19 protein-coding genes are annotated in these 22,714 nt (G+C 75.7%); 3 read left to right on the top strand and 16 right to left on the bottom strand.

The features are described from left to right. Position 1: 1 nt before the first annotated feature. The 15 genes from FGW31_RS31655 to FGW31_RS31590 all read right to left on the bottom strand — a co-directional run bounded on the left by FGW31_RS31655 (position 2) and on the right by FGW31_RS31590 (position 17,907). Complete coding sequence (locus tag FGW31_RS31655; protein ID WP_142196974.1) at positions 2-781, bottom strand: class I SAM-dependent methyltransferase; 780 nt, start codon at positions 779-781, stop codon at positions 2-4. Between the two features lie 84 nt (positions 782-865). Continuing rightward, the gene (locus FGW31_RS31650) at positions 866-2,086 is read right to left on the bottom strand and encodes an aminotransferase class V-fold PLP-dependent enzyme (protein WP_142196973.1); all 1,221 of its coding nucleotides are present in this window, start codon (positions 2,084-2,086) and stop codon (positions 866-868) included. Then, entirely contained in the window at positions 2,083-3,420 is a 1,338-nt protein-coding gene (locus FGW31_RS31645) for a pyridoxal-phosphate dependent enzyme (RefSeq protein ID WP_142196972.1), read from the bottom strand. The genes FGW31_RS31650 and FGW31_RS31645 overlap by 4 nt, the downstream gene beginning before the upstream one ends. Beyond that, positions 3,417-4,916: a Y4yA family PLP-dependent enzyme gene (locus FGW31_RS31640; protein ID WP_233452602.1), complete on the bottom strand. Its 1,500-nt coding sequence runs from the start codon at positions 4,914-4,916 to the stop codon at positions 3,417-3,419. Before FGW31_RS31640 ends, FGW31_RS31645 begins: the two co-directional genes overlap by 4 nt. Positions 4,917-5,025: 109 nt before the next feature. Then, positions 5,026-6,780, bottom strand: a complete 1,755-nt coding sequence (locus FGW31_RS31635) for an ABC transporter ATP-binding protein (RefSeq protein ID WP_142196971.1) — start codon at positions 6,778-6,780, stop codon at positions 5,026-5,028. Next, the gene (locus FGW31_RS31630; RefSeq protein ID WP_142196970.1) at positions 6,777-8,519 is read right to left on the bottom strand and encodes an ABC transporter ATP-binding protein/permease; all 1,743 of its coding nucleotides are present in this window, start codon (positions 8,517-8,519) and stop codon (positions 6,777-6,779) included. The genes FGW31_RS31635 and FGW31_RS31630 overlap by 4 nt, the downstream gene beginning before the upstream one ends. Continuing rightward, a complete protein-coding gene (locus FGW31_RS31625) occupies positions 8,516-9,907 on the bottom strand; it encodes a nitroreductase family protein (RefSeq protein WP_142196969.1) in 1,392 nt (463 codons plus the stop codon). The genes FGW31_RS31630 and FGW31_RS31625 overlap by 4 nt, the downstream gene beginning before the upstream one ends. Positions 9,908-9,917: 10 nt before the next feature. After that, a complete protein-coding gene (locus tag FGW31_RS31620; RefSeq protein WP_142196968.1) occupies positions 9,918-11,297 on the bottom strand; it encodes a YcaO-like family protein in 1,380 nt (459 codons plus the stop codon). Further along, positions 11,294-12,775: a CocE/NonD family hydrolase gene (locus FGW31_RS31615; protein ID WP_142196967.1), complete on the bottom strand. Its 1,482-nt coding sequence runs from the start codon at positions 12,773-12,775 to the stop codon at positions 11,294-11,296. Before FGW31_RS31615 ends, FGW31_RS31620 begins: the two co-directional genes overlap by 4 nt. Further along, complete coding sequence (locus tag FGW31_RS31610; protein ID WP_142196966.1) at positions 12,772-13,608, bottom strand: hypothetical protein; 837 nt, start codon at positions 13,606-13,608, stop codon at positions 12,772-12,774. Before FGW31_RS31610 ends, FGW31_RS31615 begins: the two co-directional genes overlap by 4 nt. Positions 13,609-13,700: 92 nt before the next feature. Then, positions 13,701-13,814: a streptamidine family RiPP gene (gene amiA / locus FGW31_RS36020; protein WP_241270818.1), complete on the bottom strand. Its 114-nt coding sequence runs from the start codon at positions 13,812-13,814 to the stop codon at positions 13,701-13,703. Between the two features lie 58 nt (positions 13,815-13,872). Then, positions 13,873-14,694, bottom strand: a complete 822-nt coding sequence (locus FGW31_RS31605; protein WP_142196965.1) for an ABC transporter ATP-binding protein — start codon at positions 14,692-14,694, stop codon at positions 13,873-13,875. Positions 14,695-14,714: 20 nt separating this feature from the next. Beyond that, positions 14,715-15,722 carry a FecCD family ABC transporter permease gene (locus tag FGW31_RS31600; protein ID WP_142196964.1) on the bottom strand — a complete coding sequence of 336 codons (1,008 nt, stop codon included), beginning with the start codon at positions 15,720-15,722 and terminating at the stop codon, positions 14,715-14,717. Beyond that, complete coding sequence (locus tag FGW31_RS31595; RefSeq protein ID WP_233452615.1) at positions 15,719-16,837, bottom strand: FecCD family ABC transporter permease; 1,119 nt, start codon at positions 16,835-16,837, stop codon at positions 15,719-15,721. Before FGW31_RS31595 ends, FGW31_RS31600 begins: the two co-directional genes overlap by 4 nt. 89 nt (positions 16,838-16,926) lie before the next feature. Further along, positions 16,927-17,907 carry an ABC transporter substrate-binding protein gene (locus FGW31_RS31590; protein WP_142196963.1) on the bottom strand — a complete coding sequence of 327 codons (981 nt, stop codon included), beginning with the start codon at positions 17,905-17,907 and terminating at the stop codon, positions 16,927-16,929. Positions 17,908-17,998: 91 nt separating this feature from the next. On the opposite strand from FGW31_RS31590, the gene FGW31_RS31585 reads away from it, so the two are divergent. The 3 genes from FGW31_RS31585 (at position 17,999) to FGW31_RS31575 (ending at position 21,514) form a co-directional block, all read left to right on the top strand. Continuing rightward, entirely contained in the window at positions 17,999-19,216 is a 1,218-nt protein-coding gene (locus FGW31_RS31585; protein WP_142196962.1) for a hypothetical protein, read from the top strand. A 64-nt stretch (positions 19,217-19,280) separates the two neighbouring features. Continuing rightward, a complete protein-coding gene (gene polX, locus FGW31_RS31580; RefSeq protein ID WP_142196961.1) occupies positions 19,281-21,056 on the top strand; it encodes a DNA polymerase/3'-5' exonuclease PolX in 1,776 nt (591 codons plus the stop codon). Between the two features lie 26 nt (positions 21,057-21,082). Then, positions 21,083-21,514, top strand: coding sequence for a DUF2267 domain-containing protein (locus FGW31_RS31575; RefSeq protein ID WP_142196960.1), 432 nt, complete (start codon positions 21,083-21,085; stop codon positions 21,512-21,514). 101 nt (positions 21,515-21,615) lie between these two features. Here the strand turns inward: FGW31_RS31575 and FGW31_RS31565 are convergent, their stop codons facing one another. Further along, the gene (locus FGW31_RS31565) at positions 21,616-22,557 is read right to left on the bottom strand and encodes an RNA polymerase sigma-70 factor (protein WP_267905363.1); all 942 of its coding nucleotides are present in this window, start codon (positions 22,555-22,557) and stop codon (positions 21,616-21,618) included. Positions 22,558-22,714: the final 157 nt, after the last annotated feature.

Raw genomic sequence — 22,714 nt, 5'->3', positions numbered from 1 at the left:
CTCAGGCGCCGCCGTCCTCCTTGACCGCCACCAGGACGGCGCTGTCACCGAACTGCCAGACGGGCGTGACGTGGCGGAAGCCGGCCTGCCGCAGCAGCTCGGCATGGCGGCACGCCGCCAGCTCCTCGTCGCCCCCGCCGCCTCCCAGGGCGGCCAGGCGGCGCTCCCGCTCCGCGAACAGGTCGGCCAGCTCCGGGTCCCGGGCCGCCGCCGCCCACCAGGACCGCCAGTCCTCGTGGGCGTGGCCGCCCGTCCGCTCGGCGCGGCGGCGCCCCACGTACGCGGTGAGCCGCGCGCACGGCGCCTCCCGGGGCGGGAAGTGGTCGCCGTTGACGAGGACTCCGCCGGGGCGCAGCAGGGCCGCCAGACGGCGGTAGGTGTCCAGCAGCACCGGCTCGGGGAGGTAGTGCAGGGCCGTCGTCGAGACGGCGGCGTCCAGGGGGCGGTCCAGGCCGAGGGTGTCGGTCCAGCCGTCCGCGCCGATCACCGCGTCGACGTAGCGGGCGGTGTCGGCGTGGTGGGTGCGGCCCAGTTCCAGCAGCAGCGGATCCATGTCGACGGCGACGATCTCCGCGTCCGGAAGCCGGGCGGCGAGCCGGGCGGACAGGGAGCCGGGGCCGCAGCCGAGGTCGAGCAGGAGCGGCCGGGACCGGCCGGCGGTGGCGTGCTCCACGACGTCCGTGATGACCGTGAACCGCTCCTCGCGGTCCACCGCGTACCGCTGCTGCTGCCGCTCCCAGCGCGCCACCCACGCTTCGGCCGTCTCCATGCTCACGCCCATCGCTCGCGCACCTCTCCCGTCTGCCGTCCTCGTCTTTCCCGGTCACCTCCGAATCTACAGGTGGAAACGGTTATCAGTTGCCTCTCAGGTCAGTGACTCGAGTACGCCCAGCAACCGGTCGACCTCCTCCACGGTGTTGTACACGTGCAGGCTGACCCGCACCGATCCGTCCTTCTCGCCGGTCCCGGCCTGGCAGAGGCTGTCGGCACGCACCATGAAGCCGTGGCTGTAGAGGATGAACCCCAGGTCGTCCGAAGGGATGTCACGGTGCCGGAACGTGACGATGCCGTGCCGGCGCTGGGCCGCGGGCAGCGCGGAGTCGGCGGCCAGGCTGGCGGGACAGCCGAGGATCTCGTACGGGTCGAGGTGCCGCAGCCGGTCGGTCAGCCGGCCGGTGAGCGCCGTGGTCCAGCGCGCGATCCGGTCCGGTCCGGCGGCGTCCAGCCAGTCGAGCGCGGCCCTCAGCGAGACGATGCCCGCCGTGTTGGGCGTGCCCTGCCAGCCGCCCGGCCGGAACACCGGCCCCCGCCCGTTGCGCGCCCACACCGCTCCGGTCCCCGGCAGGGCCATCGCCTTGTGCCCGGAGAACACCACGAAGTCCACGTCGAGTTGTGCGACGTCGACGGGCAGGTGGCCGACGCTCTGCGCGGCGTCCAGGCAGATCGGCACGTCGGGGCCGACCGCCGCGCGGATGCGGTGCACGTTCATGTCGCCGCCGTAGACGTGGTGGACGTGCGTGGCGGCCACGAAACGCGTGCGCGGCCCCACCACCCCGTCGAGGGCGCGGTGGTCGTAGTCGCCGGAGACCTCCTGGTACGGCAGGGCCCGCACGCGGATGTCGACGCCGCGCTCGGCCAGCAGCAGCCGCGCCTCGAGCCAGGGGTCGAGGTTGGCCCGGTGGTCGGCGTGCGGCACCAGGATCTCGTCGCCGTCGGTGAGGTACGGGACGAGCCAGTCACGGGCGACGGTGCGCAGGCCCTCGGTGGTGCCGCTGGTGAAGTGCACGCCGGAGGTGTCGGGTTGCGGGTCGTGCAGGAACCGTTTGACCCGCTGCCGGGTCTCCTCGACCAGTTCCGTGGTCCGGTTGGCCCACGGGTAGGTGCCCCGGCCCGCGTTGGCGTTCGACGTGGTGAGGTAGTGCTGGACGGCGTCCAGGACCGCCCGCGGCTTCTGCGAGGTCGCCGCGCTGTCGAGGTACGCCGACTCCGGATGCTCCGCGACGATCGGGAACTGCTCCCGCAGCTGCCGCTGCCAGCGCGTCTCCTCGTCGTGCTCCGTCCCGGGGAGCGGGTCCACGGCGCTCATTCGCGCACCAGCGGCGCGCCCGCGTCCCGCCAGGCGACGATGCCGCCGGCCAGGCTGCGCACGTCGGGGTGGCCCATCCGGGTCAGCAGCGCGGCGTAGCGCAGGGACTTCTCACCGACGGGGCAGGCCAGCAGCACCGGGGTGCGCTTGCTGAACGGCAGGCCGCCCCGGACCAGCTCGTCGAACACCTCGTCGACGATGTTGACCGAGCCCTCGATGTGCAGGGCCGCGTAGGCGTGCGGGCTGCGCAGGTCCACGACGAGCGGGCGCGGGTCGCCCTCCGCCGTCCAGCGGCGGGCCTCGCCGACGTCGACCGCACGCGCCTCGGCCCGTGCCTCGGCGTCGGTGAGGGAGGCGGCGGAGTTGCCGCGGTCGGCCCGGCCGAGGAGTTCCGGGCGGCGCCGGCGCACGTAGCTGAGGTAGCTCTCGGCCCGGTCGCACACGATGAACACCGCCGTACGGCGCTCCCCCGTGCCGTCCAACTCGGCGTCGGCGTCCCGCAGATGACGTACGGCGCCCTGGTAGGCGGCGCCTCCGGTCGGGCCCGACAGCAGTCCGCAGCGGCGGATGAGGGTGACCATCCCGTCGATGGCCTCGCCGGAGGTCACCGACTCGATGGTGTCGTACGTCCCCGGGTCGAACAGGCCGACCTGGTGGACCTCGTCGATGGTGCGGATGCCGGGGATGAAGTCGGACTTGTGGGCGACGAGGCCGAGGACCCGCACGCCGGGATCGTGTTCGCGCAGCACGCGCGCGACGCCGGTGGACGAACCCGCCGTGCCCACACAGGCGATGAACCAGTCCGGCACCCGCCCGTCCAGGTCCTTCACGATCTCCGGTCCGGTGCCGGCCGCGTGCGCCTCGGTGTTGCGCGGGTTGAAGTACTGGTCGGTGTGGAGGTACGTGCTCGCCGGGTCGGAGAGCGCCCGGTGGAAGTGGGTCAGCGGATCGTCCGTGTCGGTCGGGTCGAGGCACTCGCTGCGGCCGGGCAGTTCCTCGATCTCGGCGCCGAGGAGCAGCAGCAGCTCCTTGATCTCCGGTACCCGCATCCGGTTGGTGACGCTCTTGAACTTCAGCCCGTGCATGCCCGCGAGCAGCGCGAGGGCCTTGGCCGTGTTGCCGCTGGAGAGTTCGACGACCGTGCCGTCGCCGTCGGCCGCCGCCTCCAGGTGGGGCCGGGCCATGTGCCAGGCGGGCCGGTCCTTGACCGACCCGAACGGGTTGAGCATCTCCAGCTTCGCGTAGAGGTCGATGTTGCGCAGCCCGTGCACGGCCGGGTCGATGCGGACCAGCGGTGTGTTCCCGATGGCCTCGGTGATGCTGTCGTACCTCATGCGGTCGTTCCCCCCGGGTGTGTGAGCGGCCAGTAGTCCTCGTCCGGGCACCAGCGCCAGGAGTCGCCGTCCGGCTCCACCGCGACGGTCCGCGCGAGCGGCTGCCGCTGCGCGTGGTGCGCGTGGAAGTCCATCGCGTACCCGGCGGTGTTGGCGAAGGCCAGCACGTCGCCCGCGCGGGGCAGCCGGGGCAGGTGGACCAGGCGTCGGGTGATCAGATCGGCCTCCAGGCACAGGTTGCCGGCGAGGTAGACGCCGACCGGTTCGTGCGCGTCCTCGTCCTCGGCCGGGCCGCCGCGCGGCAGCAGCACCGGGTCGACGAGGACGCCGTGTTCCTCCAGGCTCATGTCGCCCGCGTTCATGCCGAGGCGCACCAGGTGGTGGCCGGATCCCTCGCCCGCGGGACGCACGTCCAGCACCCGGGCCAGGGTCAGCCCGCACTGGTCGACCAGGGCGCGGCCGGGCTCGATGTGCAGGTCGTGGAGGTGTTCCAGCAGCAGGGTGGCCGCGGGACGACCGAGGACCGGCGCGGGCAGCGAGAGCAGTTCGTCGAGGTAGCCGGGGCCGGCGGTGGGGCGGTGCGCCGGATACAGGGCGGCGGTGCCGCGTACCGTGCCGCCCTCGTTGCGCAGCCCGTAGCCGTGGCCGCGCCAGGTCAGGGGCGGGCGGACGCCGAGCACCGCCTCGCTGAGCGCGGTGGTCCAGCGTTCCCACTCCTCGGCGTCGGCGACGTAGCCGACGCCGAATCCGCCGCCGATGTCGACGGCCCGCGGCGCCAGTTGGCGCTCCCGGCACTCGTCCATGAACAGCACGCACTGCTCCAGTGCCCGGGCCTTCTCCTCCACGCCGGTGGTGTCGAGGTGGTAGGCGACGCCGGTGAGGTCGACGGCGTCCGCGTGCCGTTCGAGCGCCGACAGCAGCTCCCGCGCCTCGCCGAGCGGGGTGCCGAAGCGGCTGCGCCGCGACAGCAGCCGGGTGCCGGTGGCGCCGCGCCCGGCGGCCGACTCGAAGCCGGACAGGCGGGCCAGGACGGCGACCCGGCCGAGTCCGTGCCGGCGCACCAGGTCCGCCAGGTGCTCCAGTTCGCCCGGTGAGTCCAGGTTCACCGTGGCGCCCACCCGCGCCGCCAGCCACAGGAACTCGGCGTCCTTGGGGCCGGTGGCCATGATGCGGTCGCCGGTGACGCCGCAGCCGAGCGCGTGCCGCAGTTCCGCGAGCGAGGCGACGTCCACGCCCACGGCGGCGTCCTCGGCCGCCAGCCGCCGCACCAGGGCGCTGGACCGGTTCGCCTTGTGGGCGAAGTATACGCGCCCCGAGAGGTGGTGGCGGCGGTAGACGGCGCGGAACCGTGCGGCGTTCTCGGCGACGACCTCGGGCAGCAGCACGTTGAGCGGCGATCCGAGGGCGTCGACGAGTGAGTGCAGGAACGTTTGGGCCCTCAGCAGCGAGGCGAGCGGCGGATCCACGCGCGGCCTCAGATACAAGGGCACGTCCACATGAGACCCCTCCCGTGTCGTCCGTCCGTCGGGGCGACGGCGGTTCGGGGGTAGTCGTTTCCAACTACACGCGTCGCTAAGCCTCGACGGGCGGTCGCGGGAAGGGAGTTCAGTGTTCGGCCGGTGTGGCGGCCAGGACGCGGTGGAGCGCGCTCGCGGGGTCGGCGGTCAGCTCCTCCCAGGTGCCCACCTCCGTGACGCGGCCGGCCTCCAGGACGGCGATGCGGTCGGCGCGGCGGACGGTGGCCCGGCGGTGCGCGATGACGATCGTGGTGCGGTCCTCGTCCTGGAGCGCGGCGGCGAGTTCGGCGTCACCGGCGTTGTCCAGGTGGGCGGTGGACTCGTCCAGGACGAGGATCCGCGGCCGGGCCAGGAGGGCGCGGGCGAGGGCGATGCGGGCGCGCTGGCCGCCGGAGAGGGTGGCGCCGCGTTCGCCGACCTGCGTGTCCATCGGCGCGATCCGGTCGACACCGCACCGCCGGGCCGCGGCGGCGAGCGCGGTGTCGTCCGCGTCGGGGGCCGCGAGCCGCAGGTTCTCGGCGAGGGTGCCGTGGAACAGCGGGGTGTCCTGGCCCACCAGCGCGAGCGCGCGCCGGAGTTCGCCGTCGTCCACCTCGCGCACGTCGACGGGACCGCCCTCGGCGGGCAGCAGCTGGACCGCGCCCTCGGACGGGTCCCAGAAGCGGGCCAGCAGGTGGGCGCAGGTCGACTTGCCGGCCCCGGAGGCGCCCACGAGTGCGAGGGTCTGTCCGGCCGGGACGGTCAGGTCGACGCCGTCCAGCACGGGGCCGCCGCCGTAGTCGAAGCGCACCCGGTGCAGCCGGACGCCCAGCGGGCCGGGCGGCAGGGGGCGCGGGGCGGTGGGCGGCGGGGCGAGCGCGGGGGCCCGGACGGCCGCGTCGACGCGGGCGGCGGCCGCGCGCAGGGCGACGGCCTGGCTGAGCGACCTGGCCGACTCCGCGACCGGGCCGAGGATCGCGAGGGCCAGGGCCATCGCCGCCGGGGCCCAGGCTCCGTGCAGGCGTCCGGCGGTCAGGGAGTGCGCCACCGCGGCCACCACGCCGAGGACCGCGACCACGATGAGGAGGTCGCGGACCGCGGCGGCGGCCGCCTCCCAGGTGGCCTCGGCGCGCTGGGCGGCGCCCACCTGCCGTCCCCGTTCGGCCAGCCGCCGGCGTCGTTCGGGCAGGCCGCCGAAGGCGAGCAGTTCGCGCAGCCCGTCGACGGTCTCCACGGTGTCGGCCGACAGCTTCGCGGTGGCCGTCCGGGTGCGGCTGCCGCGTTCGGCGCGCGGGCGGGCGTCGGCGAACGGGGCGGCGGCCAGCAGCGCCGCGACCGGCAGCACGGCGGCCGTCAGCCACGGTTCCACCACGGCCAGCACCACGGAGCCGCCGGTGAAGACCGTTCCCGCGGCGAGGAGTTGGGCGGTGGTGTGGGCGTAGAAGAACTCCAGCGCCTCCACGTCGGCCATGGCGGTGGCGGCGAGGTCGCCGCTGCGCCGGCCGGCGACCCGGGCGGGCGCGCTGCGGGCGAGCCCGTCGAAGACCCGCACCCGCAGCGCGGCGAGGACCCGGTAGGCCAGGTCGTGCGAGAGGTCCATCTCGCGCCAGGTCATCAGGGCGCGTACGACGACGAGGGCGACGAGCGCGGTGACGGTGGCGGCCGAGGGGGCGCGGTCCTCGATGACGGCGGTGCCCACGGTGTGCGCGGCGAGCGTCACCAGCGCGACCAGGGAGCCCTGTTCGAGGAGTGCGGCGGCGCAGGTGCGGGCCGTCATGGCGCGGTGCGCGGTGAGCGCGGGGAGCAGGGCGCGCAGCGAGCCCCTGGCGGGCGCGGCGGCTTCTGCGGCGTCGGTGCCGGTCATGCGGCGAGTCCTCCCGGGTGGGTGTGGCCGGCCGCGACGAGCCGCGCGTAGACGCCTCCGGCGTCGGCCAGGGCGGTGTGGTCGCCGACGGCGTCGACACGTCCGGCGTCCAGTACGACGATGCGGTCGGCGTGCCGGACGGCGGCGAGCCGGTGGGCGACGACCAGGACGGTCCGCCCGCCGGCGGCGCCCAGCAGTTCGCGGACGATGTCCGCCTCGCGGCGTTCGTCGACCGCGCTGGTCGCCTCGTCGAGGACGAGCACCGGAGCGTCCGCCAGCAGGGCGCGGGCGAGGGCGAGCCGCTGGCGCTGCCCGCCGGACAGGGTGGCGCCGCGTTCGCCGACGACGGTGGCGTAGCCGTCGGGCAGCGCGGCGATCTCGTCGTGGATGCCGGCGGTGCGGGCCGCGCGGGTCAGTTCGTCGTCGGTGGCGTCGGGGCGGGCCAGGCGCAGGTTGTCGGCGACGCTGGCGTGGAAGAGGTACGTCTCCTGCGACACGACGGCGATGCCCCGGCGCAGCGAGTCGAGGGCGTAGGCGGTCGTGGGGCGGCCGTCGAGGGTGACGGCGCCCTCCTGCGGGTCGTGGTGGCGCAGCAGCAGGGCGAGGAGGGTGGACTTGCCCGCGCCGGACGGGCCGACGATCGCGGTGGTGCGTCCCGCCTCGGCGGTGAAGGTGACGCCGTGCAGCGCGGGCGTGCCGGCGCCGTCGTAGGTGAACCGCACGTCCTCGAAGCGCACTTCGGGCGGGTGCGTCCAGCGGGCCGGTGCGCCGGCCGGGTCGGGGACGGCGGGTTCGGCGGTGCGCAGGGCCGCGATCCCGTCGGCGGCCGACGCCCCCAGGTAGCCGGCGTGCCACTCGCGGGCCAGGTCGCGGACCGGGCGGAAGCACTCGGAGGCCAGCAGCAGCACCAGGTAGGTGCCGGTGGCGGTGGTGGATCCGGTGACGGCCGACCAGCAGGCGAGGAGCGCTGCGGCCGCGGTGCCGCCCTGGACGGCGAGGTCGGTGATGCCGGTGTCGACCAGCGACACCCGCAGTTTGGCGACGGTCGCCCGGTGCAGGGCCGCCGAGCGCCGCTCCAGGCGTTCCCGGGTGCGGCCGACCGCGCCGGCGGCGCGCAGGGCGGGCATGCCCTGGAGCGCCTCCAGGTAGTCGGCGCCCAGCGCCTCGTAGGTGTCCCAGTGTTCCTTGCCGCGTTCGGCGAGGAGCCGGTCCCAGGCGCGCGGCCCGGCGAGCGCCAGCAGCAGGGCGGGGACCAGGCCGAGCAGGGCCGCCGGTTCGACCGCGGCCAGGCCGGCCAGGACCAGGGGCGGCACGGTCAGGGTGATCAGGAGCTGCGGCAGGTAGCGGGAGACGTAGGCGTCGACGCCCTCCACGCCGTCGACGAGGGTGGTGCGGACGGCTCCGGCGCGGGCGGTGGTCAGGTGGGCGGGGCCCAGCCGGCCGAGGTGGGCGACGAGTTCGTCCCGCAGGGCCACCCTGACCCGGGCACCGGCCCGGGTGGCGGTGCGCCGCTGCCAGGTGGTGAGCGCGGCGCGGGCGGCGACGACGGCGAGCACGGCGGCGAGCAGCCACGGCAGCCCGCCGGTGTCGCCGCGGGCCAGGCGGGCGAGGGCGACGGCCAGCAGCGCGGCCTGCGCCAGGTGGCTCAGGGTGCAGGCGCCTTGCAGGAGGGTGGCGGTGAGCAGGGGGCGCCGGGCGTGCCGGGAGGCGGCGCGGCGCAGTTCGGGATGGACGATCATGTGGTGTTCTCCTCGTCGGCGTGGCGGGTGCCGAGGGCCAGTCCGTGGACGACCCAGTCCCGGCCGGGTGGGGCGCCGAGGGCGGCGCCGAGGTCCGCCTGCTGCCAGGAGCCGACGGGCCGGGCGGTCAGGCCGTGGCGGCGGGCGGTGAGGTGGGCCAGGTGGACGGCGAAGCCGGCCCGCAGGTGGGTGCGGCGGACGAGGTCCGCGTCGGCGTCCGTCGGGCAGCCGTGGGCGAGGAGCACCGCGCCCGCGTCCGCGATCCACGCCTGCCCGGCGGCCCAGGCGGCGAGCGTCGGCCGGGCCTCGCCCGTTGCCCGCCGCCCGAGCGACGTGCCGTCACCGGCCGTCTCGACCAGGCCCGGCAGCGGTTCGCCGACGGCGGCGCACCAGCCCAGCTCCCCGGCCCCCGCCCGCCCCGCGGCGGCGAGCACCGCGGACAGCGCGTGCGCGGGCGGCGTTCCGTGCAGGGGCGGGGGGTCACTGCGGCGGGACAGCAGCTCGGCGGGCGAGGGCGGGCGGGCCGGCAGGCCCGGCACGCCGTGGTGGGGCGTCGGCTCACCGGGTGGGGGGACGGCGTGCGGGCACGGCGGCCGCCAGGACGGGGCCGTGCTTTCCGACGGTGAGCGGGTGCCGCGGCCTTCCGGCGGCTCACCGGGAGGGAGCGGACCGAACGGGAGCGGACCGGGCGGCTCGGCCGACGGTGACCGGGTGCCGCCGCCCGGCACGTCACCGGGCAGGGGGGCCGGCGGCCCTTCCGGTACGGGCCCGCAAGCTGTCGGCACGGTGTCGGGCCGTGCCGCCGCGGGGCGGCCGGTGGGCGGCGGAATGTGCACGGCGGCGAGCGGACGCTCGGTGCGGCCGTCCAGCCGGACCTCGGCCGCCGTCGAGCCCAGTGCGTGGGCCGCGAGGTACAGGGCCGCGGCGGCGTGCCCGGTGTCCAGGAGCAGCAGGGGCAGGGCGCGGTGGCCGTAGTGGGAGGCGGTGCGGCGCGCGGTGACGGAGAGTTCCGCGGTCACGCCCGGCGGTGTGCCGCCGGGTTGCCGGCCGAGCCGGTGGACGCGGTGGCGCAGCGGGTCGTAGCCGTAGCGGCCCGGCGGCAGGGAGCAGCCGTCGCCCACGACGAGTTCGGTGTCCACCGGGTGCAGCGCGCCCGCGGACGGTGCGGGCCGCAGACGGCCGGTGCCGTCGGCCGCCGCCAGGGACAGCCGCAGCAGCGTCCGCAGGTCGAGCCGGCCGGGGGCGGCCTGCGGGAGCGGCCGGGGCGGGCCCGGCCAGGCCCGCACGGCGGGCCCGGCGGGCGTGTCGGGGCCGGGACGCCGCGCGGAGCGGGCGTGGGCGAGAGCGGCGGCGAGGGTCGAGAGGCCCTCGCCGCGGGTGTGTTCCACTGCGGCGGCCTCACATGTGCGGCGGAGGTGCCAGGGTGAAGTCCTCCGGCGCGCCGGGCGGGGTGGTGCGCCAGCCGCGCCGTACGGCGGCGTCGGCGAGGCGGGGGCAGCCGAAGTAGCCGAAGGCGGCGGGGGCGTTGGGCAGCAGGCCGGAGACGAGGACGCGGGCGACGCGCAGGGGTGTCTCGGCCACGTCCTCCGTGGTGAGGTCGAACGTCATGACGCGGTGGCCGCCTTGGTGCAGGGCGCGTTCCAGTCGTTCCCGGCTGCCGGGTTCGACGGCGTCGAGGGGGACGGTGCCGAGCGCGGGCGCGGTGAAGCGGCGCGCCTCGGTGGCCATCCGCTCGTCCAGCCAGACCTGGACGTGCGCGCCGAGGTCGCGGACGTGCTCGAACTGTTCGCCGCACACGTCGAGGTAGCGGCGGTCGGCGCGGTGGTCGAGGTAGAGGCCGCGGGCGAGCAGTCCGGCCTCGACGGCCTGGAACACCCACCCGTCCGGGCCGGTCAGCCCCTGGGTGAAGACCCAGGTGTGGACGGCCTCCAGCACCGCCTTGCGGGCGGCCTCGGCGGGGTCGTACTTGCAGGCGAAGCCGGCGGCGTACAGGCCGAGCCGCCGGTCGTGCACGAGGGCCGCCATGCAGGGGGCGAACTCCGAGGGCATCTCGACCAGGTGGACGTCGAGGGCGGATCCGGCGAGGTCGTCGGCGAGTCCGGGCACGGTGTCCGGGTCGATGCCGCGGGCCGGGCCGTCGAGGTGCCACCACAGTTCCAGCGCGTCGCGTTCGACGATCTCCAGCAGGCCGCGTTCGACGGCGTCGTCGAGTCCCTGTCCGGTGGCGATGCCGGCGTAGTTGAGGTGATGGGTGCGGGGCAGCGAACGCAGCTCGCCCTGGCGCCAGTTGAGGTGGGTGAGGGCGACGGGCGCCCACACCTCGGCGGTTCCGCCGTCCGGCAGCCGCTCCGCGCCGCGCGTCCACAGGGCCGGGGTGTCGGCGGTGAGGGGCCGGTAGGGGAACTTCTCGCGGGCGTACTGCCACGGCGCGTAGGCGGGCAGGTCGCCGGGCCCGTACAACCGCAGCCCCTTGTCCGCCAGTTCGGCGGCGGTGGCGCGCAGCGGGGCGTCCGGGTGGCCGGCGGGCGGCACGCGGTTGCCGCAGTAGCGTTCGATGCCCTCGGCTATCGCCGCGACGCGGGCCTGGTCGGGGTCGCCGAAGGTGGTGCCGAGGGAGACCCGGTCGGCGGGCCACAGGCCGAGCCTGCGGGCGTCGGAGATCTCGGCGGTGAGCGCGGTGTAGCGGGGCGGTGCGCCCTCGGGGTGTTCGACGGGCTTGACCTTGCGGACGATGCCGCACAGCGGGTCGACCAGGGATTGCAGCGGCAGCGCCGTCATCGCAGGATCTCCTCGGCGGGCTCGGTGGGGGTGGGCGGGGACGTGAGCACGTGCAGCGTCAGTGCCACGCCGGCCGGGTCGACCGTCCGCCGGGAGGCGAGCAGCCGGTCCGCCGTCATCGGGTCGGCGCCGGTGTGGGGGTTGCGGGCGTGGGCCGGGAAGTGGTGCCCGGCGATCTCCAGGCGGAGCCGGGTGCCCTGCCGGAGCCGGCGCGCGAGCCGGCCGAGCTCCACCGTGAACGCGGTCTCCCGGCCGGCCGGTTCGGCGCGCCGGACGACGCCGACGGCGAGCCGTTCCGCCGTCCCCGCGGGGTCCAGGGCGACGAGCCGGGCGGCCCAGTCGGCGGACGGGGTGTCGGCGGCGGCCCGCAGCCGTACCCGCGCGGGTCCGAGCAGGTCGAGCGGGCGCGGCAGGGGCTCGGTGGCGAGCAGGCACCGGTCGGGCGGGTCCCCGGCGGGGACGGTGAGGTCGTCCGAGCGGGCGGGACGGCCGGGGTCGGCGGTGAAGACGGTGCCGTGCACGGGCCGCGGCCGCAGGGTGAGCGGTGCGGTGCGGGAGCGTGCGGGCAGCCACAGGTCGGCGTCGCCGAGTGCCAGCGCGCCGTGGTGCCCGGGCGCGAGGCGGCCGGTGAGGGCGCGGCGGGCCCAGTTCACGTACAGCTCGCCGAGGGCGGGACGGTGGGCGGGGCCCGCGCCGGGTCCGGGCGCGCCGGTCAGGCCGTGGCCCCAGGGGCCGAGCAGCAGTCGTGCCGAGGGTCCGCCCCAGGCGTGCCACAGGTCGACGGTGTCGTCGGTGAAGTGGTCGTGGTGGCCGCCCACCGCGAGCAGCGGCACCACGGCGTGCGCCGCCCGCGCGACGAGGCGGCCGCGGTCGCGGTGCCGCCACAGCCCGGGCCAGGAGGGCAGTGCGCGGCCGAGCCGCCGGGGCAGGTCGGTCAGCGGCAGGTGGGTGAGCAGTCCGGGGTCGGCGGTGAGGGCCCTGGTCAGGGCGGTGTCGTCCGAGTCGGGCCGGTCGCCGTGGGCGGCCCACCAGCCGGCGCGGGTGAACAGCCGTTCCACGCCGGAGGGTTCGCGCGCCGTCTCCGCGGCGCCGAGGGCCGGTACGGCGGCGAGGACGGCGTCGGGCCGGGCGTCGTCGGGTGCGTCCAGGGCGAGGACGAGGGCGCAGTGGGCGCCGTAGGAGGCGCCGGCGGCGACCAGCCGTCCGTCGCTCCAGGGCCGGCTGCGGATCCAGCGGGCCGTGGCCGCTCCGTCGGCGGCCTCGTCGCGGTACGGCCGCCACTCCCCCGGCGACCCGAAGCGGCCACGGACGTCCTGGACGACGGCGGCGAAGCCGCGGCGGGCCCAGCCGCGCGCCTCGTCCCGGTGGCGTGCGCGGTCGTAGGGGGTGCGGAGGAGGACGGTGGGGAACGGGCCGTCGCCGTCAGGGAGTCGGACGTCCGTGGCGAGACCCTCGACCGTCGCGGCGAGCGGCGTCATCCGTTCTTCTTCGGCATCGGGGCGACGTCGGGCACGGGCAGCACGGGGTGTTCGGTGACGGTCAGCGTGCCGAGGTCGACGCGGCGCAGCCGGCGGCGGGCGGGAAGGCCGGTGGTGTCCGGGGCGTCGGTGGCCCACCGGCTCAGGTCGTCGGCGAGCAGCGCGGCGATCAGTGCGGCGGCGGGCCCGGTCGCGCCGGACGGTGCGCCGGTCGTGCGGGGTCCGGCCCAGTAGGCGGCCAGTTCGCGGTGGGCCGGGGTGGCGGCGAGGCGCCGGGCGCGGACGTGGGCGGAGGTGACGTCCCCGGGCGCGACGGCCGGCGGCTCCACGTACGCCTGCCGGCCCTCCCGGTGGCAGCGCAGCCAGGCGACGCCGTGGCCGGGCAGCCGGTCGGCGGCGTCCCACAGCCCGTCCGGCACGGGCCCGTCGAGGCACCACACCACGGCGGCCGGGTCGTCGCGCAGCAGGTCGTCGAGGTGCCGCGGCTGCGCGTCGGAGGTGTGCGGTTCGGCGCCCAGGGCGGCGAGTTGTGCGGCGAGCGGGGCGGTCAGGACGCGGTCGCCGAGCAGCCGTACGCGCCGGCGGGCGGCGGGCCACTCGGGGCGCGGCGGTTCCTCCGTCAGGTAGCCGGCCTCCTCGAAGGCGGCCAGTACGCGCCCGAGTTCGCCGTCCGCCGGTGCCGGTGCGGCGCCGGAGAGCACGGCGAGCAGGGCGTCCTCGTCGGCGTCTTTGGTCCTGACGCCGAGGAACTCCCCCTCGGCGGTGCGCAGGGCGAGGCCCCGCCCGGGCACGGGGACGATCTCGACACCGGGTGCGAGCCGGCTGCGGGACACGGTGATCCTCCTGACGGGTGGGGCGGGTCGAAGGGTGTGGGCCCGCCCGGAAGGCAACGGGCGGGCCCACGGTCGAGGGGGTGAGCCCTCGCTTACTCCTCGGTGTCCTCGAAGGGGTTCTCGACGAGCGCGTTGGAGTGGGAGGCGGAGTCGTGGGCCAGCTGGCCCGGGTCGGCGATCGGCGCGAAGACCTGCTCGTTGTCCATGAACTCTCCTTGTACGTCGGGGAGATGCGGCCCTCGGGTGAACGCCGCAGTGACGACCTTAATGAATTTGATTTTCATATTCTAGGTCTGGCAGGGGGTGATCTGGATAACACACCGGCCAGCCGCCCTCGGGGTCCCGGCCGACCCTCCCGGCCACCCTGAGCACGTCCGCCAGCAGCCCCGGCGTGACCACGTCCTTCGGCGCGCCGTCGGCCACCACACGGCCGTCGCGCAGGGCCACGACACGTTCGGCGAACCGGGCGGCGTGGGCCAGGTCGTGCAGCACCATCACCACGGTGAGCCCGCGCTCCTGCCGCAGCCGCACCACCGTCTGCAGCACGTCGAGCTGGTGGTGCAGGTCCAGGTAGGTGGTCGGCTCGTCGAGCAGCAGGACGCCGGTGTCCTGGGCGAGCGCCATCGCGAGCCGTACGCGTTGCCGCTCGCCGCCGGACAGCGCGTCGACGTCCCGGTCGGCCCACGCCTCCACGCCGACGTCACGCAGCGCCCGGTGCACGACGGGATCGTCGCCCTCGCGCAGCATGCCCAGCGGGCCCCGGGCCGCGTACCGTCCCTGGCGTACCAGGTGACGCACCGTCATCCCGGGTACGGCGGGCGCCGACTGGTGCAGCAGCGCCACTCTGCGGGCCGTGGCGCGCCGGGAGAGGCGGGTGACGTCGTCCCCGCCGAGCAGCACCCGTCCCGCGTCCGGCCGCAGCAGCCCGGCGGCGAGCCGCAGCAGGGTCGACTTGCCGCAGCCGTTGAGGCCTATCAGGGCGGTCAGTTCGCCCGGCCGCACGGTCAGGTCGACGCCGCGCAGCACGGGTCGTGCGGGGTAGCCGAAGTGGACCCCCTCCACGTGGATCCCCACGGACTCGGTCATCTCTTGTCCTCAGGTCGACTTCAGAACGTACGGCTCGGCGTGCGGCGCACGACGACCAGCAGCAGGGCGGCGCCGAGGCAGGCGGTGAGCGCGCCGACCGGCAGGGTGAGCCGGTCGGCGTCCAGCCCCGCGGCGAGCAGCCGGGAGGACAGTTGCGCCGCCGCGTCCGCCCCGCACACCACGACCGCGCCCAGCAGTGCGGCGCCGGGAAGGCCGGCCCGCAGGTCCGCGCCGTGGACGGCGACGGCCAGGTGCGGGACGAGCAGTCCCACGAAGCCCAGCGCGCCGACGGCGGCCACCGCGCCCGCTGTGAGCGCCACCGCGCACAGCAGGGCGAGGGTGCGGGCGCGCCGGGCGGCGAGGCCCGCGGTGAGGGCGATGTCGTCGCCGCAGCGCAGCAGCGTCAGCGGCCCGGCCAGCAGCCAGGCCGCGGCCCCCCAGACCAGCGCCCACGGCCACAGCAGGTGCCAGTGCTCCCACACCCGGCCCTCCGTGGTGCCCACCAGCCACTGGACGACACTGCCCAGTTCGCCCGGCTCCACGAGCAGCACCATGGCGGTGAGGCCGCCCAGCACCGCGGAGACCAGGACGCCCTGCACGGCGGTCTGCGCCGGGTCGCCCCGGCCGCGGCCGGCGAGCAGCCACAGCAGCGCCGCTCCCGCGCATCCGCCGACGCAGGCGGCGAGCACCACGGCCAGCGGCGAGTCCCAGCCGGCGAGTCCCAGGGCCGTCGCGGTGACGGCGCCGAGCACCGCCCCGGGTGTCACGCCCGTCACCTCGGGGCCGGCGAGGGGGTTGCGCAGCGCGGACTGCAGGACCAGGCCCGCCACGGCGAGGCTGGCGCCCGCGCCGAGGGCGACGAGCATCCTGGGCAGGCGCAGTTGGAGCAGGATGTGCCGTTCCGTCGCGTCTCCGCCGCCGCCCAGGACGTCCCAGACGGCGCCCGGGGACATGCCGCGCCCGGCCACCAGCTCCACTCCGGCGCACACGACGGCCAGGGCCGCCGTCACCGCGAAACGCCGTTTCACCGTGCGTCCTCCGTTCCGTTCACCGCGCCCGGATCGGGCCGGGCGTTCCCGGGGGCGTCGCCCCTGGGGTCGTGCGCGGGGGCGAGGGCCCGGTCCGCTCCCGCGGAGGGCACCGTCTTCGCGTTCCCGGGGACGGTGCCGCTCGTGCCGGACGCCGCCGCGGCGCGCCGTACGCGTCCGCGGCCGCGGGACCGCATCAGGGCCACCCCGGCCGGCACGCCCAGCAGGGCCGTCCAGGCGCCGACCGGCGTCTCCACGGGCGCCAGCGCCAGCCGGGCCGGCACATCGGCGGCAGTCACCACGACGGCACCCCACACGGCGGACCAGCACAGCCAACGCACCGCGTCGGCACCGGGGTTGAACCACCGGGCCAGGTGCGGGGCGAGGAAGCCCACCCACGCGACGGGCCCGCACACGGCGGTCACGGGCGCGATCAGCACCACGGCGATGGCGAGCGCGGCCAGCCGTGCCCGCTGGGCGCGCACCCCGAGCGCCTCGGCGTCCTCGTCGCCCAGCCGCATCACCGACAGCACCGGCGCGCACAGCACCAGCGCGGGCACGGCGACGAGCAGCCACGGCCACAGACCCGTGACGTCGTCCCAGGTGCGCGCGGAGAGGGAGCCGAGCAGGTAGCGGTAGATCAGCTGGAGGTCCAACTGGTCGGCCATCACCATCAGGACGAGCAGCGCGGCCTGCAGCGCGGCCGCGACCGCCGCGCCGGTCAGCAGCACGGCGGACGGGCTGCGGCCGAGCCCGGCGGCGAGCAGGGTGAGCCCGCCGCCCAGGACGGCCCCGCCGATGGCCAGCAGCGGCTGCACGGCGGCCGGCAGGGACAGCGCCAGTACCAGGGGCGCGGCCACCCCGAGCGCCGCCCCGGACGACACGCCCAGCATCTCCGGCACGGCGAGGGGATTGCGCAACGCCTCCTGGAGGACGAGCCCGGCCGCGCCCAGGCAGGCACCGGCTACGAGCGCCAGCACCAGCCTCGGGACACGGAGTTCATTGACGACGATGCCCGCGAGCGTGGTGTCGCCCTCCAGCACCGCGCCGACGAGGCGGTGCGGCGGGACGGTCGGGGTGCCGAGGCTCAGGGCGCAGAGCGAGGAGAGCGCCAACAGGACCACGGCCAGGAGCGGTTGCCGTCCCGGTACGCGGAGCGCGGGCCGCCGAGCGCGCACCGCCGCCGGGCCCGGTTCGACCGTCCTCACCGCAGCGCGGCCGTGGCCTCGTCGAGGACGATGCCCAGCGAGCGGGTGCCGCGGCCCTTGGCCCACACCTCGGAGTTCACCTCGTGGACGTCGCCGTTGCGCACGGCCGGGATCTTGCTCCACAGCGGGTTCTCCGCCAGCTTCTCCGAGAGCTTGCCGTCGCTGTCGCCGAAGCTCATCGTCTCGACGAACAGCACGTCGACGTCGGCGGCGAGGATCTCCTCGAGACTGTAACTGCCTTCCACACCACGGGACTTCCACGGGTAGTCGGCGATCTTCGGGAACAGGCTGGCGGTCGCGTCGGCCTCCGGGGTGGCGACGCCGAAGTTCTCGTCGCTGCCGTAGATGACGAGGGCCGTCTTGTCGCTGGGGGCCTGTTCGGCGGCGGCGAGCTTGGTGCGGAAGGCCCGCTCGGCCTTCTCGCCCTCGGCGGTGCGGCCGGTGAGCGCGGCGACGTCGCGCAGGTAGCCCACGCTGTCCTCCCACGTCTCCGGCTGCATCGCCCAGAACGTGGTGGCGTCCTTCAGTGCCGGGGCGAGCTTGCCGTGGGTGTCGCCGAGGCCGATCACCAGGTCGGGCTTGTGGGAGAGGATCGCCTCCACCTCCGGGGCGATGAACCCGCCCGGGACGACGTCCACCTGCTTCGCCTTCTCCTCCCCCAGGAAGTCGGGGTGGGCGAGCAGGGCGCTGTTCGTGGCCGTCGGGACGATGCCCAGTTCGGTCAGGATGTCGTCGCAGAGCGCGAACAGGCAGACGATGCGCTCCGGTTCCTTCTTCAGGGTGACCTTGGTGCCGCCGGTGTCGGTCAACTCCGTGGTGGCCTTGATGGGTTCGACGGTGACCTCGGTCTTCGGGGCGGGCCGGGCCTTGTCGCTCGCGGGTCCGTCGTCGGACGACGTGCCGCAGCCGACCAGGAGTGCTCCCACGGCCGCCGCGGTGACGCACCCGCGGACGAGTCGCGACGGTGAACGCAGCATTGATGCCCTCGCTTCTTTTTTCTCAGGAACCCGGAACGCACCGAAGATACATGATAATCATTTTCACCAGGCCGTTTTCCGGAGGAATCCCATGCCCGACCCCGCGCCCGCGCCCGCCGACGCTCCCGTGCTGCTCGTCTCCGACCACGTGGAGGGAGCCGTCCACGTCCTGACCGTGCCGGACGGCACCGTGCGGGCCCGCCTGACCGGTCGTCATCTCTCGGAGCACGCGGGGTTCCTCGCGCTGCCGGGCGGGCGGGTGGCCTGTGTCGACGACCGCCGGGGCGAGCTGCTGGTCCTCGACCCGTTCGGCGACCGGCTCGTGGAACGCGCGGTGCCGGTCGCCGTACCGGCCGAGCACCTCGCCTGCGACCCGTCCGGCCGGCTGCTGGCCGTCACGACCGGCCTGGGCCGCAACGCCGAGCCGTGGTCGGACCTGCTGACGGTCGTCGACCTGGCCACGGGAGAGGCGGCCCGGGTGCGCACCCGCGTCGGCGAACCGGGCGTGACGGTGCTCGGCGGCGACGACCCGCTGGTGGTGCTGCGGCACCGGGAGCCCGGCGCGTTCGCCGCGCACCGCTTCGCCGACCTCCTCGCGGCGCCGCCCGGCTGTCCCGCCGTCACTGCGCTCGCGCTCCTCCCGCTGCCGGACGACGGGCACGGGGACGCGCAGGAACCCGGAACGGGAGAGGTGTTCGCGGCCACCGGCGAGGGAGTGCACCGGGCCCGCCGCGAGGGCGACGCGCTCGTGGCGGGCCCGCCGATCCCCTGGGACGCGCCGGCCCGGGGCTGGTACCTGCGGCTCGACCCGCGCCGGCCGGCGCTGTGGAGCACGCTGCGCGGCGGCGCCCCCGACCCGCTGCGCTGGCCGGAGTGGACCAACCAGGCGTGGCGCCACGACCTGGCGACGGGCCGCACGGTGCGCACCGAACTCGGCCCCGGCCTGGTGTTCCGGCTGGCCCTCGCCCGGCACCACACCGCCTTCACCCGCATCCACCCCGACGGCGACGAACTGGTCCTGCTCGGCGCCGACGACACCGTCCGCCGCGTCCCACTGCCCGCCATGGACGGCGCCCCTCGGCGCGGCGGCACCCCGTGGGAGGGCGTCCAGCGCCGCGCCGTCGCCGCATCGCCGGACTCCGGCTGGGTCGCCGTCACCCGCGGCGGCCACGGCGAGGTGCACCTGGTCGACGCCGCCACCGGCGAGGAGGCGGCCCGCCTGCGGCCGGGCACGCCGCTGATGCACGGCGGCCACCTGGCGCTGCGCACCCGCGGCGACGGCGCCGACGGCGATCCCGTGGGCCGGTGAGAGGCCTCCCGGGCCGCCGCGGCCGGGGAGGCATGAACGGCGCGGGTCTGTTCACCCGGAGCTCATGGTTCGGTCCAACGACGAGGTCGCCGCGCTGCTCGCCGAGTACGCGGACCTGATCTCGATCACCGGTGGAGAGGCGTACCGGGCGCGCGTCTACGAGAAGGCCGCCCGGGCCATCGGCGGCCACCACGCCGACGTCGCCACGCTCGACCTCAAGGGACTGCAGGAGATCCCCGGGGTCGGCAGGTCGATCGCCGAGAAGGTCACCGAGTACTTCCGCAGCGGCAGCGTGCAGGCGGTGGAGGAACTGCGCGCGAAGATCCCCGCCGGTGTGCGCCGGCTGACGGCCGTCCCCACCCTCGGCCCGAAGAAGGCCCACGTCCTGTACGAGCAGCTGGGCATCTCCTCGGTCGACGAGCTGGCGGACGCCGTCCACGCCGAGCGGCTCCGCGACCTGAAGGGCTTCGGACCCCGCACGGAGGAGAGGATCCTGCACGGCATCGAACTGTTGCGGTCGGCCGGTGACCGTGTGCTGCTGGACGTGGCGACGGAGCTCGCCGAGGATCTGGTGGCCCGGCTGTCCGAGGTGACGGGCTGCCTGCGCTGCGCGTACGCCGGGTCGCTGCGCCGGGTGCGGGAGACGATCGGCGACATCGACGTCCTCGCCGCGGCGCGGACGTCGGCACCGCTGATGCGCGCGTTCACCGGGCTGCCGTACGTCACCGAGGTCGTCGCGCACGGGACGACCAAGACCTCGGTCCGCACCGACCGCGGCCTCGCCGTCGACCTGCGGGTCGTCCCACCGGACTCCTGGGGTGCCGCGCTGCAGTACTTCACCGGCTCCAAGGCGCACAACATCCGCACCCGGGAGCTGGCCGTACGCCAGGGGCTCAAGCTCTCCGAGTACGGGCTGTTCGACGTCGAGAGCGGCGCGAGGATCGTCTCGGAGACCGAGGAGGAGGTGTACGCCCGGCTGGGCCTGCCCTGGATCCCGCCGACGCTGCGCGAGGACCGCGGGGAGATCGAGGCGGGGACGACCGGCGACCTGCCCGACCTCGTCCAGGAGTCCGACCTGCGCGGCGACCTGCACACGCACACCGACCTGACCGACGGCCTGGCTCCCCTGGAGAGCATGGTGGCCGCGGCCGCCGAGCGCGGCTACGCCTACTACGCGGTCACCGACCACGCCCCGGACCTGTCCATGCAGCGGATGACCGACGAGCGGATGCTGGCCCAGCGCGAGCAGGTGCGGAAACTGGACGGCGAGCGCGGCGGGCGCGGCAGGCGTGCGGGCATGCGGCTGCTGCACGGCACGGAACTCAACATCGGTCCCGACGGCGAGGTGGACTGGCCACCGGAGTTCCTCGCCGGGTTCGACCTGTGCGTGGCCTCCGTGCACTCGCACTTCGGGCAGAGCCGCGCGGAGATGACCCGCCGGATCGTCCGGGCCTGCGAGAACCCGTACGTCAACGTCATCGGCCACCCCACCGCCCGCGTCATCGGCAGGCGGCCGGGCATCGACGCCGACCTCGACGAGGTCTTCGCCGCGTGCGCGCGCACCGGTACCGCGCTGGAGATCAACGCGCACCCGAACCGGCTGGACCTGCGGGACGAGGACATCCTGCGGGCCCGGCGGCACGGGGTGAGGTTCGCCGTCGACAGCGACGCGCACTCCGTGCTGCACCTGGCCCACATCCGCTACGGCGTGGGGACGGCGCAGCGCGGCTGGCTCACGAAGGACGACGTGATCAACACCTGGCCGGAGACCCGGCTGCGGCGCTTCCTGCGCAAGGGGCGCACGGAGCGGACGCGGCGGGGCACCGGCGTACCACCGTAGGAACAGGCACGAGGAAAGGAGCGGCCATGCCCGCCACACACCCGCCCGACTTCGAGCACGCCATCCACACCACCAACATCTGGCTCAAGGCGGTGGCGCAGGCCCTGGGTTCGGAGGACCGGCACCTCGCGCACCGCGTCCTGCGCGCCTGGCTGCACACGTTCCGCGACCGGCTCACCGTCGACGTGGCCGCCCACGTCGCCGCACAACTCCCCGAACTGCTGCGCGGCGTCTACTACGACGGCTGGAACCCGAGCGCCGTGCCCATCAAGTACGACCGCGACGGCTACGTGAACCGCTTCGCGCAGGAAGCGAAGATCGCTCCCGAGGACGTCCCCCGCACCGCCGCCGCGGTCACCTCCGTCGTACGGGAGCACTTCTCGCCCGGTGCGCTGGAGTCGGCGGTGGAGCAGCTTCCGCGCGACATCCGCGACGTGCTGCTCCAGCCGGCCGCCTGACCGCGGGCGGAGTCGACGGGCGGACGGAGGCGACCCGCGGGCCGGCGACGCGCGGGCCGGCGACGCGCGGGCCGGCGACGCGCGGGCCGGCGACGCGCGGGTCAGCGACTGAGGGCGGTCTCGCGCAGCATGTACGACAGCTTCTCGGGGTTGCGGACCGCGTAGAGCCCGGTGACGAGACCGCCGTCGAGGCGCAGCGCCACCACGGTGTCGACCTCGCCGTCGACGCGGAGGACCAGCGCCGGGTGGCCGTTGACCTGCGCCGTGTGCATGGTCGTGCCGACGGGGATCCGGTCCCGGCCGGCGACCAGCAGCCGGGCGACCTTGTCGGATCCGACGACCGGCCGCAGGACGGCCTGCCTGATGCCGCCACCGTCGCCCAGCAGGACGACCTCCGGCGCGAGGATGTCGAGCAGGCCCTGCAGATCGCCGGTCTCCACGGCGCGCCGGAACGCGTCGAGCGCCTCCTCGGTCTCGGCCCGTGACACGGCACCGCGCGGGCGGCGTGCCGCGACGTGTGCCCGGGCGCGGTGGGCGATCTGGCGGACCGCGGCCGGGGTCTTGTCGACGGCTTCGGCGATCTCGTCGTAGTCGAGGTCGAACACCTCGCGCAGTACGAACACCGCCCGCTCGGTGGGCGTGAGCGTCTCCATCACCAGCATCATCGCCATCGAGACACTGTCGGCGAGTTCGACGTCCTCGGCCACGTCGGGCGCGGTCAGCAGCGGTTCGGGCAGCCAGGAACCGACGTAGGACTCCTTGCGGCGGCCGAGCGTGCGCAGCCGGGTCAGCGCCTGGCGGGTGGTGATCCGCACCAGGTAGGCGCGCCGGTCCCGCACGGTGTCGAGGTCGACGTCCGCCCACCGCAGCCACGTCTCCTGCAGGACGTCCTCCGCGTCGGCGGCCGAGCCGAGCATCTCGTAGGCGACGGTGAACAGCAGGTTGCGGTGGGTGATGAACGCCTCGGTGGCGGGTCCGGTGCGTCCGCCGCCCGTGTGCCGCCCCGCCGCGTCCCCGTCGCGCCCGCCGTACTCGCCGCTCACGGCTGCTCCCGCCTGTTCGTCGTCGAAGACTGTCACGCGCACAGGACGCCGGTCACCGCTCTTCTGTGACATCCCCGCGCCATGGCCCACGTCACACCGCCGGCCTGTCACAGGGGGCGGGCCGCCGGCATCTCGTGTCCGTCAGCGCACCACCACA

Origin of the sequence: Streptomyces calvus (assembly GCF_006782915.1) — a bacterium.
GTDB lineage: Bacteria > Actinomycetota > Actinomycetes > Streptomycetales > Streptomycetaceae > Streptomyces > Streptomyces calvus.
This window is presented reverse-complemented; position numbering and strand designations above follow the sequence as displayed.